This window comes from Achromobacter spanius (assembly GCF_002812705.1).
In the GTDB taxonomy this organism is placed as follows: domain Bacteria; phylum Pseudomonadota; class Gammaproteobacteria; order Burkholderiales; family Burkholderiaceae_B; genus Achromobacter; species Achromobacter spanius.
Genome location: NZ_CP025030.1, coordinates 464103 through 479996, shown reverse-complemented (window position 1 = coordinate 479996; position 15894 = coordinate 464103). Strand labels below are relative to the sequence as shown.

Annotated in this window: 13 protein-coding genes, 1 tRNA gene and 1 pseudogene; 5 read left to right on the top strand and 10 right to left on the bottom strand. The window is 65.0% G+C overall.

Features of this window, described 5'->3' with window-relative positions; all coding sequences use genetic code 11:
- Nucleotides 1-35: 35 nt before the first annotated feature.
- Nucleotides 36-1634 (bottom strand): GGDEF domain-containing protein, encoded by a 1599-nt coding sequence (locus CVS48_RS02250; RefSeq protein WP_100853075.1) that lies wholly within the window; start codon nucleotides 1632-1634, stop codon nucleotides 36-38.
- Nucleotides 1635-1645: 11 nt separating this feature from the next.
- Entirely contained in the window at nucleotides 1646-2293 is a 648-nt protein-coding gene (locus tag CVS48_RS02245; protein WP_100853074.1) for a TetR/AcrR family transcriptional regulator, read from the bottom strand.
- A 115-nt stretch (nucleotides 2294-2408) separates the two neighbouring features.
- On the opposite strand from CVS48_RS02245, the gene CVS48_RS02240 reads away from it, so the two are divergent.
- The 4 genes and pseudogenes from CVS48_RS02240 to CVS48_RS02225 all read left to right on the top strand — a co-directional run bounded on the left by CVS48_RS02240 (nucleotide 2409) and on the right by CVS48_RS02225 (nucleotide 4275).
- Entirely contained in the window at nucleotides 2409-3155 is a 747-nt protein-coding gene (locus CVS48_RS02240) for a 3-oxoacyl-ACP reductase family protein (protein WP_100853073.1), read from the top strand.
- Between the two features lie 176 nt (nucleotides 3156-3331).
- Nucleotides 3332-3407, top strand: a tRNA-Lys gene (locus tag CVS48_RS02235).
- Nucleotides 3408-3603: 196 nt separating this feature from the next.
- Nucleotides 3604-3968, top strand: a pseudogene (locus CVS48_RS02230) (type II toxin-antitoxin system RelE/ParE family toxin).
- A complete protein-coding gene (locus CVS48_RS02225; protein WP_100853072.1) occupies nucleotides 3961-4275 on the top strand; it encodes an XRE family transcriptional regulator in 315 nt (104 codons plus the stop codon). Before CVS48_RS02230 ends, CVS48_RS02225 begins: the two are co-directional and overlap by 8 nt.
- Before the next feature lie 67 nt (nucleotides 4276-4342).
- Here CVS48_RS02225 and CVS48_RS02220 read toward each other — a convergent pair whose 3' ends face one another.
- The 4 genes from CVS48_RS02220 to CVS48_RS02205 form a co-directional block, all read right to left on the bottom strand.
- Nucleotides 4343-5128, bottom strand: coding sequence for a slipin family protein (locus CVS48_RS02220; RefSeq protein WP_100853071.1), 786 nt, complete (start codon nucleotides 5126-5128; stop codon nucleotides 4343-4345).
- Between the two features lie 38 nt (nucleotides 5129-5166).
- Nucleotides 5167-6678, bottom strand: coding sequence for an NfeD family protein (locus CVS48_RS02215; RefSeq protein ID WP_167400936.1), 1512 nt, complete (start codon nucleotides 6676-6678; stop codon nucleotides 5167-5169).
- 152 nt (nucleotides 6679-6830) lie between these two features.
- Nucleotides 6831-7100 (bottom strand): PAAR domain-containing protein, encoded by a 270-nt coding sequence (locus CVS48_RS02210; protein WP_100853069.1) that lies wholly within the window; start codon nucleotides 7098-7100, stop codon nucleotides 6831-6833.
- Nucleotides 7101-7182: 82 nt separating this feature from the next.
- Nucleotides 7183-7437, bottom strand: coding sequence for a hypothetical protein (locus tag CVS48_RS02205; protein ID WP_100853068.1), 255 nt, complete (start codon nucleotides 7435-7437; stop codon nucleotides 7183-7185).
- Nucleotides 7438-7628: 191 nt separating this feature from the next.
- Here CVS48_RS02205 and tssA point away from each other — a divergent pair, with 191 nt between their 5' ends.
- The gene (tssA, locus tag CVS48_RS02200) at nucleotides 7629-8774 is read left to right on the top strand and encodes a type VI secretion system protein TssA (protein ID WP_100853067.1); all 1146 of its coding nucleotides are present in this window, start codon (nucleotides 7629-7631) and stop codon (nucleotides 8772-8774) included.
- An 81-nt stretch (nucleotides 8775-8855) separates the two neighbouring features.
- Here the strand turns inward: tssA and CVS48_RS02195 are convergent, their stop codons facing one another.
- From CVS48_RS02195 to CVS48_RS02180, 4 genes are all read right to left on the bottom strand, one after another.
- Nucleotides 8856-9650: an OmpA family protein gene (locus CVS48_RS02195; protein ID WP_100853066.1), complete on the bottom strand. Its 795-nt coding sequence runs from the start codon at nucleotides 9648-9650 to the stop codon at nucleotides 8856-8858.
- A gap of 3 nt (nucleotides 9651-9653) precedes the next feature.
- Nucleotides 9654-10637: a type VI secretion system-associated protein TagF gene (tagF, locus tag CVS48_RS02190; RefSeq protein ID WP_100853065.1), complete on the bottom strand. Its 984-nt coding sequence runs from the start codon at nucleotides 10635-10637 to the stop codon at nucleotides 9654-9656.
- Nucleotides 10634-14425: a type VI secretion system membrane subunit TssM gene (tssM, locus tag CVS48_RS02185; protein WP_242001120.1), complete on the bottom strand. Its 3792-nt coding sequence runs from the start codon at nucleotides 14423-14425 to the stop codon at nucleotides 10634-10636. Before tssM ends, tagF begins: the two co-directional genes overlap by 4 nt.
- Before the next feature lie 65 nt (nucleotides 14426-14490).
- Complete coding sequence (locus CVS48_RS02180; RefSeq protein ID WP_100853064.1) at nucleotides 14491-15888, bottom strand: hypothetical protein; 1398 nt, start codon at nucleotides 15886-15888, stop codon at nucleotides 14491-14493.
- Nucleotides 15889-15894: the final 6 nt, after the last annotated feature.

Here is a 15894-nt window from a genome sequence, read left to right as displayed (position 1 = left end):
GCCCGCGGCTTGGCGCCCCCGGCTTGGCGCCCCCGCTATTCCTCCGGTGTCACCCGCCGCGCGCCGTCGGGCGCGGTGTCGTCGGCGACGTAGACCCCGTCACGGCCGTGGTTCTTGGCGTGGTACAGCGACTGGTCCGCGCGTTGGTAGACGGTTTCCAGTGTGGCGCCATGGTCGGGAAAGCGCGCCACGCCCACCGACACCGTGATGCGTGTGCCGATGGCATCGGGCATCTGCTGGTTGGCAATGCGGTGACGCAGGCGTTCGGCGGCCATCGCCGCGGATCGTAGCGATGCGCCCGGCATCAACACCACGAACTCTTCGCCACCGGCGCGCGCCAGCGTGTCGCCCGCGCGCGAGCCTTCGTTCATGACCGCTGCCAGCGCCTGCAACGCGCGGTCCGCCGCGACGTGGCCAAAGCGGTCATTGATGGTCTTGAAGCGGTCAATGTCGATGGCCAGCAAGGCCACGGGCGAACCCTCTGCTTGCAGCAGCGCCATCGCTTCGTCCAGGCCACGGCGGTTCAACAAGCCCGTCAGCGTATCCGTCGTGCTTTCGCGGCGCAGGTCCCGAATCTTGTGATGTATCGGTGCCAGGCCGATGAGCAACGCGCGCTTGAGCTCGGCCGCCTCAAAATACCAGGACCGCACGCCGCGTAGGCTATCGGCGGAATCCGGGTCCTGCATGCGCCGGGCAATGCTGGCCAGCTCGCCAAGCGGGCGCGCGATCCAGCCCGACAACAGCCAGATCGTGGCGATGGACAGCAGCAGCAAGGGCAGCGTGTTGCGGGCGGTGGCGATCAGCAAGTCGACCAAGGGGCGCAAGGTGCTGGCCACGGGCCGTTCCGCGACGATGCTCCAGCCGGTGCTGGGCACCGGCGCATAGCCGGCCAGCATGTCGTTGCCGTGCGTGTCCGTGAAGCGTCGTTCGCCAGTTTCACCGCGCCGCGCGGCGGCGAAACCGTCGTTGTCGGGCGCCTTGCGGCCAAGCAGGCTGCGATCCGGGTGATAGATCAACGTGCCATTGCGATCCATCACGTACAGATAGGAGTCGTCACGGTAGAAGTGCTTGTCCAGCAGGCGATCCAGCACATTGTCTTCATGCAGGTACAGCGTGCCGGCGATATAGCCCAGGTAGCGGTAGTCGCGCGAGAAAATCGGATGCGAATACAGAATCACCCAGCGGCCGGAGTTGGCTTGGTAGGGTTCGCTGATGGCGGGCTGCTGCGTGCGGATCGCGTGTTGGGACGCATCGCTGGCCAGATGCTGGCCCAGCAACTGCGGGTACGCCGATGACACCGCGATCACCTTGCCGGTCGGCGACACCACCATGCTGGAATTGAAGTGGCCCAGCTGCGCTTGCTGCCGCCGCGTTTCCTCGGCCATCAATTCGGGCCGGGCTTCCATGTCGGCCAGCACGTCGGCGCTGTACGCCAGGTATCGGCGCAGGTCGGCCAGGAACAGGTCGGTGGTGACGGCAAGCTTCGAAGCGTAGGCGCGGTTGACCTCAAGCGCGTTGTGCAGCAGCAAGTCGCGCTGCACCAGATAACTGGCATGCAGCCCGCCCGCCAGTACCAATACCACCGACAGCAAACAGATCCACAGGATCAGGCGCCGAAGGTCAAGGCGGAACATGGCGGTATCCGTCAGGAACGGGCGTTGCCGGCCGGCGGAACGCCCGACGGCGGACGGCTGCCCGTCAGCGCGTCCCAGGCGCACATGGCCTGGCGCGCCACGGATTGCAGCGTCTTGCGGCTGGCGCCATCGCGCGCCTGGATCGACATGCCATGCAGGACCGTTGTGTAGAAGGCCGCCAGGCCTTTCACGTCGACGCCGGCCGGCAATTCGCCGTTGTCCACGCCGCCCGACAAGCGGGCCTGGATGCGGCTTTGCATTTCTCGGCGGCTATCGCAGAGGAATCCGCCGACGCTGTCGTGGTGCACGCTGCCGGACGGCGCGCCCAGCACGATCATGCAGCCGGGCGGGGTGCCCGGAGCGGTGTAGCGTTCGGCTGCCGACATCAACATGGCCTGGACGCCGTCGCGCGCGGTGGCGCCATCTTGCAGAGCGCGCCGCGACGACCCGCCCGTTGTGTCGCGATACAGCGCCACGGCTTCGCGGAATAGTCCTTCTTTTGAGCCGAATGCGCCGTATAGGCTGGGCGAGTTGATCCCCATCGCCTCGGTCAAATCCGCAAGCGATGCGCCTTCATATCCCTTCGACCAGAAAACCTCCATGGCCTTTTGCAAGGCCTGGTCCCGGTCGAAGTTCCGGGGACGCCCACGTTCTGCCATGGCGGGATTTTACTCGCGTCGCCTATTTTGTGTTGATCGATAAAAAAATGGTTGACGAAAGAAATCGTGTGCGGCGATGATATTTGTACTGATCACTACAAATTAAGGATGAAGCATGGGCAACTTGAACGGGAAAGTGGCATTCGTTACCGGCGGCAGCCGCGGCATTGGCGTGGCCATCGTGCGACGCCTGGCCGCCGACGGCGCCAACGTGGCCTTTACCTACGTCAGCGTGTCTTCCGCCGACATGGCGCAAGCGTTGGCAACGGAACTGTCGGTGGACGGCCGCCGCGTCGTCGCCATCCAGGCCGACGCCGAAGACGCGCTGGCCACACGCCTAGCGGTGGAGCAGGCCATCAGCGCGCTGGGGCCGGTGGATGTGCTGGTCAACAACGCAGGCATATTCGTCACCGGCGAAATCGGTGACACCAGCCTGGACGACTACGAACGCATGATGAACATCAACGTGCGCGCACCCTTCGTCGCCATCCGCACCGCGCAGGCATCCATGCCCGACGGCGGCCGCATCATCAACATCGGCAGTTGCCTGGCCGAGCGCGCCGGCCGCCCGGGCGTGGCGCTGTACGCCGCCAGCAAGTCCGCGCTGATCGGCCTGAGCCAAGGCCTGGCGCGCGACCTGGGCCCACGCGGCATCACCGTCAACGTGGTGCACCCCGGCCCGATCAACACCGACATGAATCCGGCAAATGGTGACCACGCGAGCGAACTGGTGGCCGTGCTGTCCCTGCCGCACTACGGCGAACCCCGCGACATCGCCTGCATGGTCGCGTTTCTGGCCGGCCCCGAAGGGCGCTACGTGACGGGGGCTAGCCTGGCGGTGGATGGCGGATACGCAGCTTGATGTCGCGAAGATGAAAGTTTTTTGCGTGTGACTTGCACAAACAAAAAAACCTACATATAATCTTGCTTCTTCGCACTGCACACACAACGAAACGCAGCCAGCGGCACCGAATACCGATAGCAAATATCGACTAAACGGCGCGGTTGAAAACGAATCAAAGTGGCGTGAATTGCGTAGGGCTGTTAGCTCAGTTGGTAGAGCAGCGGACTCTTAATCCGTAGGTCGAGTGTTCGAGCCACTCACAGCCCACCAGAATTCGTATTGAAATTAATGCCCTAGTCGCTTAGCGACTGGGGCATTTTTCATTGGGCGTCCGAATTGCTCATGACTTGAATGCCTCTGCGCAAACTCAACCAAGGCCGACCAAAGCGTCAAAAGCGGGAATATTCCCTTGAGGGAATATTCCTTGGGGGCTATAGTTTCCCCACTTGCTGAGGACGGGGGAATGATGGCCTGGGAAGTTGAATTCACCGACGAGTTTGAGGTCTGGTGGAATAGTCTGTCCGAGGGCGAACAGGAGGCTGTCGCCGCAACAGTCGGACTTTTGGAAGAGCGAGGCACGACCCTAGGGTTCCCACATTCGAGCGGGATCAACGCCTCTAGGCACGAGCATATGCGGGAGCTCAGAACTCAAGCCGGAGGCCGCCCCTTGCGTACCTTGTATGCCTTTGATCCAAGACGGGCAGCAATCTTGTTGATCGGTGGGGACAAGACCGGTAACGATCGTTGGTACGAGACTTTGTGCCATTGGCAGACAAGCTATATGACGATCATTTAAATCTATTGCGTAAGGAAGGGCAGATAAATGGCTAAGAAATTTGGAATGCTCCGAGCCGCCATGTCGCCGGAATCGCAGCTTCGCGCCAAGGCGGCTACCAAGCATATGCTCCAGGAAATGCCGCTTCACGAACTGCGACAGGCGCGGGGCTTGTCGCAGAAGGTTCTGGCTGAGGTATTGCACGTCCAACAGCCTTCCATCGCAAAGATGGAGAAGCGCACGGACATGTATATCTCAACGCTACGCAGCCACATTGAGGCAATGGGAGGCGAACTTGAGGTGATCGCTCGGTTCCCGGACGGAGCCGTAAAGATCACCAACTTCTCCGACCTGGCCGCGTAATGTTTCCGGCGTCGCGTCAGTGCCTTCAGTTCGGCGACGCGCGCTAGCCCTCGATCTACGCCGCGATCTACCCCGCCGCCGACACATCCCCCTGATTTTTCCCCACCATTCCCTTCAGCACCTGACCCAGCTCGGTGGGGAAGGGGAACACGATGGTGGAGTTGTTCTGCGCGCCGATCATGGCCAGTGTGCTCAGGTAGCGCAATTGCATGGCTTCAGGTTGCTGCGACAGGGTGCGGGCGGCGTTCAGCAGCATTTGGGCGGCTTGTTCTTCGCCTTCGGCGTGGATGATCTTGGCGCGCCGTTCGCGTTCTGCCTCGGCCTGGCGGGCGATGACGCGGATCATGCTTTCGTTCAGGTCGATGTGCTTGATCTCCACGTTCGCCATCTTGATGCCCCACGCATCGGTTTGCGCATCCAGAATCTCTTGCACGTCGTTGTTCAGCTTGTCCCGCTCGGACAGCATTTCGTCCAGGTCGTGCTTGCCCAGGACCGAGCGCAGGGTCGTCTGCGCCAGTTCGCTGGTGGCTTGCCGGAAGTTCTCTACCTGGATCACGGAGCGTTCCGGATCAATCACGCGAAAGTAGATGACGGCGTTCACTTTGACCGATACGTTGTCGCGCGAGATGACGTCCTGGCTGGGGACGTCGAAAACACTCATGCGCTGGTCCACGCGCACCATTTGCTGGATCACCGGAACCATCAGGATCAGGCCGGGGCCTTTGACGCCGGTGAAGCGTCCCAGCGTGAAGATGACACCGCGCTCGTATTCGCGCAGGATCCGCACCGACAGGGCGAAGATGCCGATTATCAGGACAACGATGGGGCCGTAGAAGGCGAGTTGCGTAAACATGGCAGGCTCCTGAGTAGGGTTGGCGTTACGTTGAGGCTTCATCCTCCCCGGGTGGGCTCGGGCGGCAAAAGAGGGGTGTCCGCGCGCACATGCAAGGTGACACCGTGCACGGCCGCGATCACTACCGTGTCGCCAGGCGCCAGGCCCTCGGGGCCAACCGCCCGCCAGCGTTCTCCGGACGCGGCGACATGGCCTTGTTCTCCGTTCCAGCTAAGCACTTTGATGCGCTGCCCGATCAGCGCTTCGGCACCGCTGACGATCGGCGCGCGGCGTGATCGCAGCGCCAGCCGGGCAATCAGGAACGTCATCCCCAGGCTTGCCACGGCCACGCCCGCCACGAGCGGAAGCGATACCTCGTAGGCGGGTGACTCCGTGTCGACCAGCAAGAGCGAGCCCAGCACGAAGGAGATGGCGCCTCCTATTCCCAGAATGCCGATCGACGGCGTGAATATTTCCGCCACCATGAGCGCGGCGCCCAGCAAGACAAGCGCGAGTCCGGCATAGGTCAGTGGTAGCGCGGACAAGGCGTAGAGTCCGACCAGCAGACATATCGCGCCGACCACGCCGGGATAGAGGGCGCCCGGGTTCATGAATTCGAATATCAGGCCGTACACACCAACCATCAACAGCATGAGCGCCAGGTTGGGATTCGTGATGACGCTCAGGAGGCGCGTGCGCCAATCGGGTTCTCTGTGCTGTACCTGCAGCCCCTTGGTTTGCAGTTCAATCTGGGAATTGCCGACTCTGACGGTGCGGCCATCCGCCTGTTCCAGCAGGTCCGGGATGTCGTCGGCGATCAGGTCAATCACCTGCTGCGCGTGGGCTTCGCGGGCTGACAGGCTGGCCGCCGAGCGCACGGCGTCTTCCGCCCAGTCGGCATTGCGCCCGCGCAAGGCAGCCAGTGAACGGATGTAGGCGACTGCGTCGTTGATGGCTTTGGATTCGCTGGCGTTCTTGGGGGCCGCTGCGGGTGGCTTGTCTACGGCTTGCTTTGCCGAGGACTTGTCGCCATTGCTGTCCGTGGCCTTATCTGTGGCCTTATCGGCAGACTTTGCGGGCGACGTCTCGGGCGACTTATCGGACGACGTCTCGGCGGGCTTGTCGCCAGACCCGGGCTCTTTCTCGTCCGGCTTGGGAAACCCACCGCCCAAGGCAACGGGCGTAGCCGCGCCCAGGTTCGTGGCAGGCGCCATTGCCGCGACATGGCTGGCGTAAAGGATGTAGGTGCCGGCGCTGGCCGCGCGTGCCCCGTTGGGACTCACATAGGCAATCACCGGGACGGGCGACGCGAGTATCGCGCGGATGATGTCGCGCATCGACGTATCAAGCCCGCCGGGCGTGTCGATACGCAAGATGACTGCCGCGGCATTCTGTGCGTGCGCCGCAGCCAGGCCGCGGATCAGATAATCCGCCGTGGCGGGGCCGACGATGCCGTCCAGGGATAGCACGATGGCGGATCGCCGCTGGGCGCTATCTGGTGGGGTTTCGCCCCAGGCGCTGGCGATTGCCAGCATCCACAACAAAGCAATGCCGCATAAAGCGCGAAGCATCGAGGGCGTTCGGACCGCCGGCCGCTGAGGTCGACCAATGACCATGAGCTGGGTCCCTCCGTAGTGCATGGGGGAATTGCTGCCTCCCATACTTATGCACGGTACTCCGATTATTGGTGTGCGGCCAATAGCGGGAGGAAGGGTTCCGGCCCCTAGCCAAACTCAAGCTGATAGAAATTCTGGCTGGCGATCAGTGTTGCGCCGCAGGACGTGCGCATGCCTTCCAGCGCCGTCATGCGGTCTGAACTGACGTTCTGCACACCTTCCACGATGGTGTGTGTGTCGCCGCATTTGGGGCAGGTGACGCGGTCGCCAACCCGCGCCATGGGTTGGCCGAAGATGATGACGGTTTCATCGCCGGTCACGACGACGCCGCCGTGCGACGTCTTGTCGCCTTTGCGGATAACAGAGCGTTGGGACATGGCTGGGCGAGTGCTTGGTGTTATGGCTTGGGCTTACAGCTTGAGCGACAGCATGCGCTACAGCTTGAGCTACAGCGGGGGCCTACAGATACGTACCGTCCGGCGCGCGCCGGGCGGGCCCGACCACGAAGGTGCCGTCGGGCGCCATGCGCACGGGGCCGCCGCCGCCTTTGTAGGTGCCGTCCGGTGCGCGCTGCGGGGTGCCGGCCACGTAGCTGCCGTCGGGCGCGCGGGTGATGGGGCCTTCGCCGCCTACATAGGTGCCGTCGGGCGCACGGCGGGGTGCGCCGGCAATGAAGTGCCCGTTGGGCAGCATACGAATCGATTTCGTCGTCATGGACGCTCCTTGGGATAGGAGCGCAAATAATAACGATGCATCGTGATGCGCCTTGTAATAGGACGTGTCATCTTTGAACGTTATGCGTAAGCGAATGTGGGATGATTTCCGCCATTGCCGCCGCTGGCCGCCCGTCTGCATCGCCTGTCTGGGCTTGCTGCCGCCAGCTTTCGTCACCTCTCCATTGCGATATGACCGACATCAACGCTTTGTTGCTACCGATACCCGGCGATGCGCCCTGCGGCGTGGACCTGGTGTTTTCCCCCGAGTTCGACGCCATCCGCGAAGCGCGTCGGCACGACGACCCCCAGCTGGACCAGGGCGATTGGGTCATAGACCTGAAAGAAGCCGATTGGCCGGAAGTCGCGCGCATCTGTTCCGAAGTCTTGCGCAATCGCAGCAAGGACATCCGCATTGCCTCGTGGTTGGCCGAAGCCTGGGCCAAGACGCGCGGCTTTGCGGGCCTGCGCGACGGCTACCTGTTGATCGACGGCCTGTGCCGCGACTATTGGGAAGGCCTGCATCCCGTGCCCGAGGATGGCGACGTGCAGCAGCGCGTGGGCAACCTGGCGTGGTTGTTGTCGCGTTCGCAGCAACTGATCGGCGAGATTCCGCTGACGCAGGCCGACGGCGCGCGTTACGGCGCGGTGCTGTGGGAAGCCGCCAGCCAACTGGCCAACGCCGTCAAGCGCACGCCCGACAATGCCAACGAACTGACCCGGGGCAAGCTCACGCTTGACCGTTTTGATGCCGCGCGGCGCGACACCCCGCCGTCGTTCTATTCCGAACTGGACACCCAACTGGAGGGTTGCGCCCAGGCGCTGGCGCAGCTTGAGCGCACGCTGGACGAGCGCTTGGGCGACGAGAGCCCGGCGTTTTCGCGGGTGCGTGAAGCGCTGCGCAACGTTACCGAACTGGCGCACCGGTTTGCGCGCGACGCGGGCCTGCTGGTGCGCGCCGACATCACGCCAGCGCCGACACCAACGTCGACTCAGGGGGCGCCCGCCGTTCCCACCCGTGTGGAGCCCACCTTGACTGCTGTCAACGCATTCCCCGGCGCCGAAAACTCTTCCACCGCACCGGCCGGCGACGCCGTGCCGCATGCCGCGCGCGGCCCGATCCAGACGCGCGAGCAAGCCCTGGCGCAGTTGCGCGAGGTGGCCGATTTCTTCCGCCGCACCGAGCCGCACAGCCCCGTCGCCTATCTGGCCGACAAAGCCGCAAGCTGGGGCGAGATGTCCTTGCACCTGTGGCTGCGCACCGTGGTCAAGAACGACGAGACCCTGTCGGGCCTGGAAGAGTTGCTGGGCATCAAGAAGGCGGGCGAGAACTCCTGACGGCCGGGGCCTGAAGCCCCCAAGCCCAAGCCCAAGCCGAATCCGAAGCCTCAAGGCCGAAACTTCACGCCCAGCGCCGCCTCAGCGCGCGGCGCGGAACTCGATGCGCCGGTTCTTCGCGCGTCCCTCCGCCGTGGCGTTGGTGGCCACCGGCTGGTCGGGGCCTGCGCCCATGGCCTCGAAGCGCGAGACCGGCAGGCCCTTGTCCACCAGATAATCACGCACCGCATCCGCGCGCGCCTGGCTTAGCGCCAGGTTGGTGCTGCGGCTGCCTGAACTATCGGTATGCCCGATGATCTGGATCTTGTCGGCGCGCAGCTTGGGCACCGCGTCGGCCACGCGGTCCAGCAGTTCGCGGCCGCGAGAGGTCAGGCGCGTGCTGCCCGTCTCGAACTCCACGACGCGGTCGCTCAGCAGGTTGTCCAGCACATCCTGTTCGTCCTTGCTGGCCGATACGCGCAGGCCGTTGACGATCTTGTAGGTGGGGTTCAAGGACGTGGCGAACGTGCTGGCAATCTGCTGCCGCGACGCTTCGTTGTCGACCTCGCCGCGCAGGCGGATCTGCGTGCCGTCGATTTCAAGCTGGCCACGGTTGATCTGCTTGAGCGGGCTGTCCAGCAGCTTGCTCACGTGTTGCGACCAGTTTGGCGGCGCCACCACGCCGCCCACGTCGATGCGGTCGATCACGTTGCCCACGCCATAGACCTTTTGCAGACGCGCCAGCACGTCGGCCTTGGTGGCCTCGTCGGGCACGGCGCCGCTGGCCACCACCTGGCCGGGTTGGGGAATGACGTTGGCCGGAACCACCGTGGCGGCATCCTGGGCATGGGCCGCGCAGGACAGGGCGGCGGCCAGGGCAAGAATAAGCGTGCGCATGCGCTAGGCTCCGATAAAGACTTCGCGGAACGTTTCCAGCGCCTGGCGCAAGGAAAGCCGCGGTTGATCCAGATAGCTCGACAGCTTGGCCAGGCCATGGCTGGCGCTGACGTGGTCGCGCACCCAGGGGGCGCTTTCCAGCACGATGTAGTGCTGCGCCAAGGTCTGCGGCGTGGACAGCAGGCTGGCCAGCGTTTGCGGCGAGGCGCCACGAAAGCCCACCACCAGCCGATGCTTGCCCGCCACCTGCCCAACGAACATCGCAATCTCGAAGTCGGCGCGGGTCAGGAACGGCGCAATCAGCGTCATCCAGTACGTGGCGACCAGATTGATGTAGAGCGGGTCGTCCGGCAGCGGCAGGGCCAGGCCCGTGTCCAACTGCGATGATCCGCTGGACATCACGGGCGCCAGCAGTATGCCCAGCGCCAACACAATGTCGTGCACGCTGGCGGCATGGCCGTTGCTGCGCAGCATGGCCTCGACGCGCTCGATGGTTTGCAGGTCGACAAAGGCGTCAAAGCCATCGTCGGCGGCGGTGCGGATTTCGCCTTCAAGATCGTTCAGCGTCTGTAGCGCGGCGGCCGGGTCGCCGGGCAGCATCAATTGCGCGGCGGCGCTACCCATGCGGTTCCACATGCGGCTGAACGCCAGCGGGCTGCGCGCAATGAAATCCAGCGGGCGCGCCACTTCCACCGAAGTCGCGGTGATGAACGGAAAGCGCCGCCCGGACTGGTCGCGGCTGGGCTGCAAGTGGCCTGCTATGGCCAGCTTGCCGCGCGAGCCCAGCACCGCGAAGGGCACGGGCTGGGCCTCGTCGTACAGCGTCTTCCAGTGGGGATCCTGCGCCAGGATCTCCATGGTGTTGGCGACCCATGCATCCAGCGTCGCCATCAGCTGGGGGTGCGAGGTGTTCTTGACGAAGTCGCCGCGCGACGGGATTTTGCCGAAGTATGCCGTACGGAACATGGGTGACTGCGGATGGCTCATTGCTGCGCTCCGGCAGGCGTCGGGGCGACGGGGGTTTGAGGGGAAGCGCCCACCACCGTGGCGGGAAGGCGCAGGTTGCGCAGGCCTTGGCTGCCCGGCTCGGTGCCGCCGGCGCTGGCCGCTTGGGCGTTGCTGATGATGCGCAGCTTGACCGGCACCGTGATGTTGGACTTGGTCCAGCTCATCTCGAAACTGCCGTCGGCATTGGGCTTGCGCTGCGATCCCGAGATCAGGCGTTCCAGGCCGAAGCGGCCGGGTTCATTGACGATCTCGACCACAGTGCCGTCAAAGGCGGTGGCCGTGATGCGCGCGCCCGGCGCGCCCTGTGCGTTGGGCCACACGAAGTTCACCCATTGCGGTGGCGTGTTGCGGTAGCGCAGTTGCTGCCCGTCGATTTCAATCGTGTATTCCGTAACGCCGCTGGCCGGCTTGGGCTGAATCTGGAACAGCGTCTGCGGCTGGCTGGCGGCGCCGGAACCCGCCGCGCCACCGGCCAGCGGGGCGACCCACTGTGCGAAGTTGGCGGTGAACGAGGGTTGCAGGTCGATGCCCATGTCGCCCCAGGTGCGCGCGGTCAGGATGTCGCCCCGGCGCACGGTCAGCGGGCCCAGCGTGTCGTTCACGTACTTGGCAATGCTGCCTTGCGGGCCGAAGACCTGGCCAATCTCTTCACCGCTGGCCTCGATGCCGGCCTTGGTCGAAAACGGGTACTTGTCGGCCAGGCTTTGCGAGAAGGGTTGGAACACTTGCGCGTTCCAGACCTTGTTCAGCTCGGTCTGTGCCGGTTGCATCGCCACGGCATAGCCCTGGATCAGCGGGCGCACCAGCAACGGCCGCAGGGTCTCGCGTTGCGCCGGGGTCAGGCCCGCCAGCAACTGCTCGTCGACCAGCTTGAGCGCATCGGCCAGCTCGGAGTCCTTGCCTTCCAGCGTTTGGCGCATCAGCAGCAGCGCGCCCGGGCCGGGGTCGCCCTGGTTGTTGATCAGGTTGAAGCGCGTGCGGATCTTCGACAGCGCGGTCATGTAATTGCCCATCAGCGACTGGTTGTCGCGCGTGACCACCAGCCGCGCCACGTCCGAGAACTCGCGTCCCACGGGGCCCATCGGGATCTGCTCGCCGTTCGCCGTCGTTGCCGCCGGCTTGGGTTGGCCTTGACGCAGGATCACGCGCTTGAACCACGCGACCACGCCCGTCTGCGCTTGCGCGATGCCGGTGTTGATCAGCGAAGGGTTGTCCCAAGAGGTCTGCTCGTAGGTGGTGTTGATCAGCTTCACCAGCGGCGAATTCTGCGGATCGCCCAGCCGGTTCATGCCATGCACCGCCTGGTCAAAACTGTTGAAGGGCTTGATCGAGACGCCGCGCAGCATCTTCTGCCATTCCTGCGCGTACTCGGTCTTGTACATCGTGGCCAGGCTCTTCTGGATCTGCTCCGGGCTGCCTTCCAGGGTGAGGTCGTCGCGGGCGTTCACGCCCAGCACCCAGTCACTGGTCTGCACTTCGCGGCGTGCGGCTTCGCCAATGGCCGGCTCGATGTATTGCTCCCACGCTTCGCGGGTGAACGTGCCCGGCACGGCATAGCTGCCGGCCACCACGGCGGCGTCGGCCTCGCCCATGATGCGGGCCACCGTCATGGCCGGGAAGCGCGTGGCGGCCCGCGCCTTCAAGGTGGAATACGCACGCTCGCGTGCCGGCATGCCCTGCATCACGCTGCGCAGATTGCCACGGGTGCGCTCGACCAGCGCCAGGTTGGTGTCGATCTGCGGCCAGTCGGCATCGGCGGCGCGCGCCACGTAGAAAGAAATCAGCCGTTCGGCGCTGCGGATCAACTGATCGCGCGGCATGGCGCCGCGATTGGTTTCCAGCCAGCCGCGCCAGAAACGGGTGATCTGGTCCGACAGGTGGGTGGGGTCCACGTGTTCGCGGTTCGCCATCATCAGGTACGTCTTGAGCGCGTTGTAGGCGTCATCGACGTTGGTGGGCGAGGCGTCCTGGAACAAGGTATCGCCGGCATTGGCGCGCGCGGGTTGCGCTTGGGCTTGGGATTGCGCCTGCGCCACGGCCGGCGTGGCGGTGGCTGTCGCGCCAGCGGCGGCAACCTGCGACACGTCGACGCGGCCCAGATAGTCTTCCAGGCTGGCCTTCACCGGCACCAGCATGAACTGGCGCAGGCCGTTGTAGTACTCGGCCAGCAGGCGTTCCTTAAGCACATCTCCCTGATACAGGCCCAGGCCCAGCGACAGCGGCCGGCTGGAAGAATAGCGATCAAGCTGCTCGATACGGTCCTGCAAAATCTCCATGGCTTCCAGGCGGCTTTGCAGGTCGGTGCGTTCGCTTTGCAGGCGCACCACCTTGTCCAGATCCGCCTGCACGTTGGTGGCCAGTTGCCGGTTGCCCAGGTACGACCAGCTCCAGCCGCCCAGCACCAGCCCCAGCGCCAGCACCAGGCCGAAGAAGCTCAGGTAACGCATGCGCACCTTGTTGGGGCTGGCGTGCTGGCGCACCAGTTTCTTGTCCGCGAAGATGACGCTGGAAAACAGGTCGCGCAGGAACAGGCCCTTGTGCGACGGCGTAGCCTGCGTGGCTTCGCGGGTGGCCGGGCGCAGGCTGAAGCGTTCGGCAAGCTTCTCGGTGGACGTGCTGCGCGAGGCGCCTTCCTGCAAGGCGCTGGTGAAGTAAAAGCCTCGGAACACCGGCTTGTACTGGAAGGGATTGGTCTCGAACAGGGTCGACAGAAAGGTGCGCAGCGCGGGTTTGATCCCGGCGAACTCGGGCGGGAACGTCAATAGCCCCGGGGGCAGGGGGCCGGTGCGCCGCAGCGAAATCTGCGCCGTGCCCATTTCCTTCAGGCCTTCATAGAGCTCGTCGAAGCGCTCGTCGAACTGCGTCAGCACGTCGCGGCTTTCGTCGGCGCCGTAAGGCAGCGTGGCGCCCCAGACGCGGTCGCGCTCGCGCGGGTCGGCGTCGGCGAAGAATTCCGAGAAGCCGGCAATCAGGTCCGCCTTCGTGAAAATCACGTACACCGGCGCAAACACTTCCAGCCGGTCGGTCAGTTCCTGTACGCGCTGGCGCAGGTTCTTGGCCAGGTTGATGGCAAATTCCGGGCCCGAATCAGTCAGTTCGCTGATGCTGGCCGCCACGATGATGCCGTTGATCGGCGCCTTGGGACGGTGGCGCTTGAGCAGGTCCAGAAAGCTCATCCACTCGTTGCGGTCTTCTTCGTGCACCGAATAGCGGCCCGCCGTGTCCAGCAGGATCCCTTCGGTGGTGAAGAACCAGTCGCAGTTGCGCGTGCCCCCCACGCCGCGCACGGCGGCGCCGTTCTTGTCGGCAAAGGGAAACTGCAAGCCCGAATTGATCACCGCGCTGCTCTTGCCCGCCGCCGGGTTGCCGATGACGATGTACCAGGGCAATTCATACAGCGCTTCGTTGCCCGAGGCCTGGCCAATCTTGGACGTCTTGATCGTGCGCACCGCCTGCGTCAGGCGCTGGCGCAGGGCGTCGATTTCATTGCGGTTGGCGGCCGGGCTGGCGGCGGCGCCCGTCTGCACCTGCTGCTCCAGCATGTCGCCCAACTGCTGGTTGGCGCGCCGCGTGCGCCGCCGCCGCCATAGATGCACGCATAACCACAGCACGAGCAGCACGCCCAGCAGCAGGCCGGCCCAGACCAGCGCAATCTGCATGGTCTGCGCGAACAGGAACAGAAACACGATAAGCGCGATTAACCCGATCACCATGAAGGTGCGCGGGTTGGCGAACACGCGTGAGCTCCAATAGCGGATGTCGCTCATGGAACTGGAAAGGCGGGATAGGAATCCTGAGGGGCTACGCATGGTTTTCGCTGTTATTTTCCGAGTCAGGCGGTAGTGCTGGCGGCGGGTCGGTAGACCAGGGACGCGCAGCGCAATGCGGGGTCTTGCAGGGTAAGGGTCACGACGGCGGGTTGGGGCTGTGGCGCGGGCTGCGGTTCGGACTGCATGCAGGCTTCGCTGGCCACGGCCAGGGTCAATAGCGATGCGGCCACGCCGGTATGGCCGCAGGCAACGCCCACGGCGTGGCAGTCCTTGGCGGTGTCCAGATGTTCAAACAATTGCGAGGCCACGTTCAGCGCTTCAAGCGGGCGGCTGCCGCGATGGTCGGCGTCGCTGATGACGTGGATGACGCTGTCGGGCGCAATGGCGGCGCGCTGCACCAGGTCGCGCGTCAGGTCGGCAAGGGCAGGTTCGGCTTGCGCGCCCCGGGCATCGGCGGGCTTCTGGCGATGCGTCACGGGTGACAGGGCCACATGCACGTCGGTGGCGTCGGCGGTCGACGTGGAATGAGCCTGGCCCAGCAGCACGCCCGCGGCGGCCTCGCCCGGCACGCGGCCTTGCGGGTTCGCGTGCGTCAGCAGCATGGCGTCGGCGTCCCATTGCGCCACCAGGTCCTGGTCCACATAACCGTCGGCGGCCAGCACGATGCGCCATGTGGGGGCGTCGGCGGCGCTGCTCGATGCCGAGGCCAGTTCGCGCAGCAGCATGTCGACGGCCATGGCGTCGCGCGCGCCGTGCTCGGTGGCGCTGACGCGCGTATCGGGCCAGACCCCGGCCGCCGCCAGCACTTGCGCACGCGCGCGGTCGCGGGCTGCCTGTGGCCAGCTTGCGGGCAGCACGATGTCAAAGCGCAGCAAGGGCCAGTCTTCATCGCGAGCCGGCACATCCAGTTCGGTCACGCGGCGATGTGCGTCGTTGGTAAGCGTGGCGGCAATGTCGGCCAGCAGGGCCGTTGCGCGCAGGCCGGCCGTGGCCAGCGCCTCGGCGGGCGCGCCCCGTTCGCGCGCGGCCGCGTAGAGTTCAACGTCATCCAACTGCGGCACGCGCGCCGCAAATATGGGAAAGCCTTGCAAGGTCTTGAGTTCAGGGTCCAGCTCGGGGCGTTGCTGTTCAGCCAGCGCCTCCGCGATTCCCGCCGCGTCCGGGCCGGCGGCTGCGCGCGCCGCCACGGCGACGATGCGCAGTTTGGCCAAGGCCGCCGGCGCTTCGTCTGCGGCGGGCGCGGATGCCAACGGCTGCGGTTTGGGCGCACGCGCGGCACGCACCGCCCGCGCACCCAGCCACAGCGCGCCCAGCACGGCCAGCGGCAGCGCGAACAGATACAGCCCGATGTCCACGCCGGTGGGCAAGGTGCGCGACTCTTGCCACCAGATGATGACGGCCAGCCACACCACCGCGAACAGCGCCAGAACCAGCAGACTTTTTTTCAGCAAGCGTCCCATGGGTGT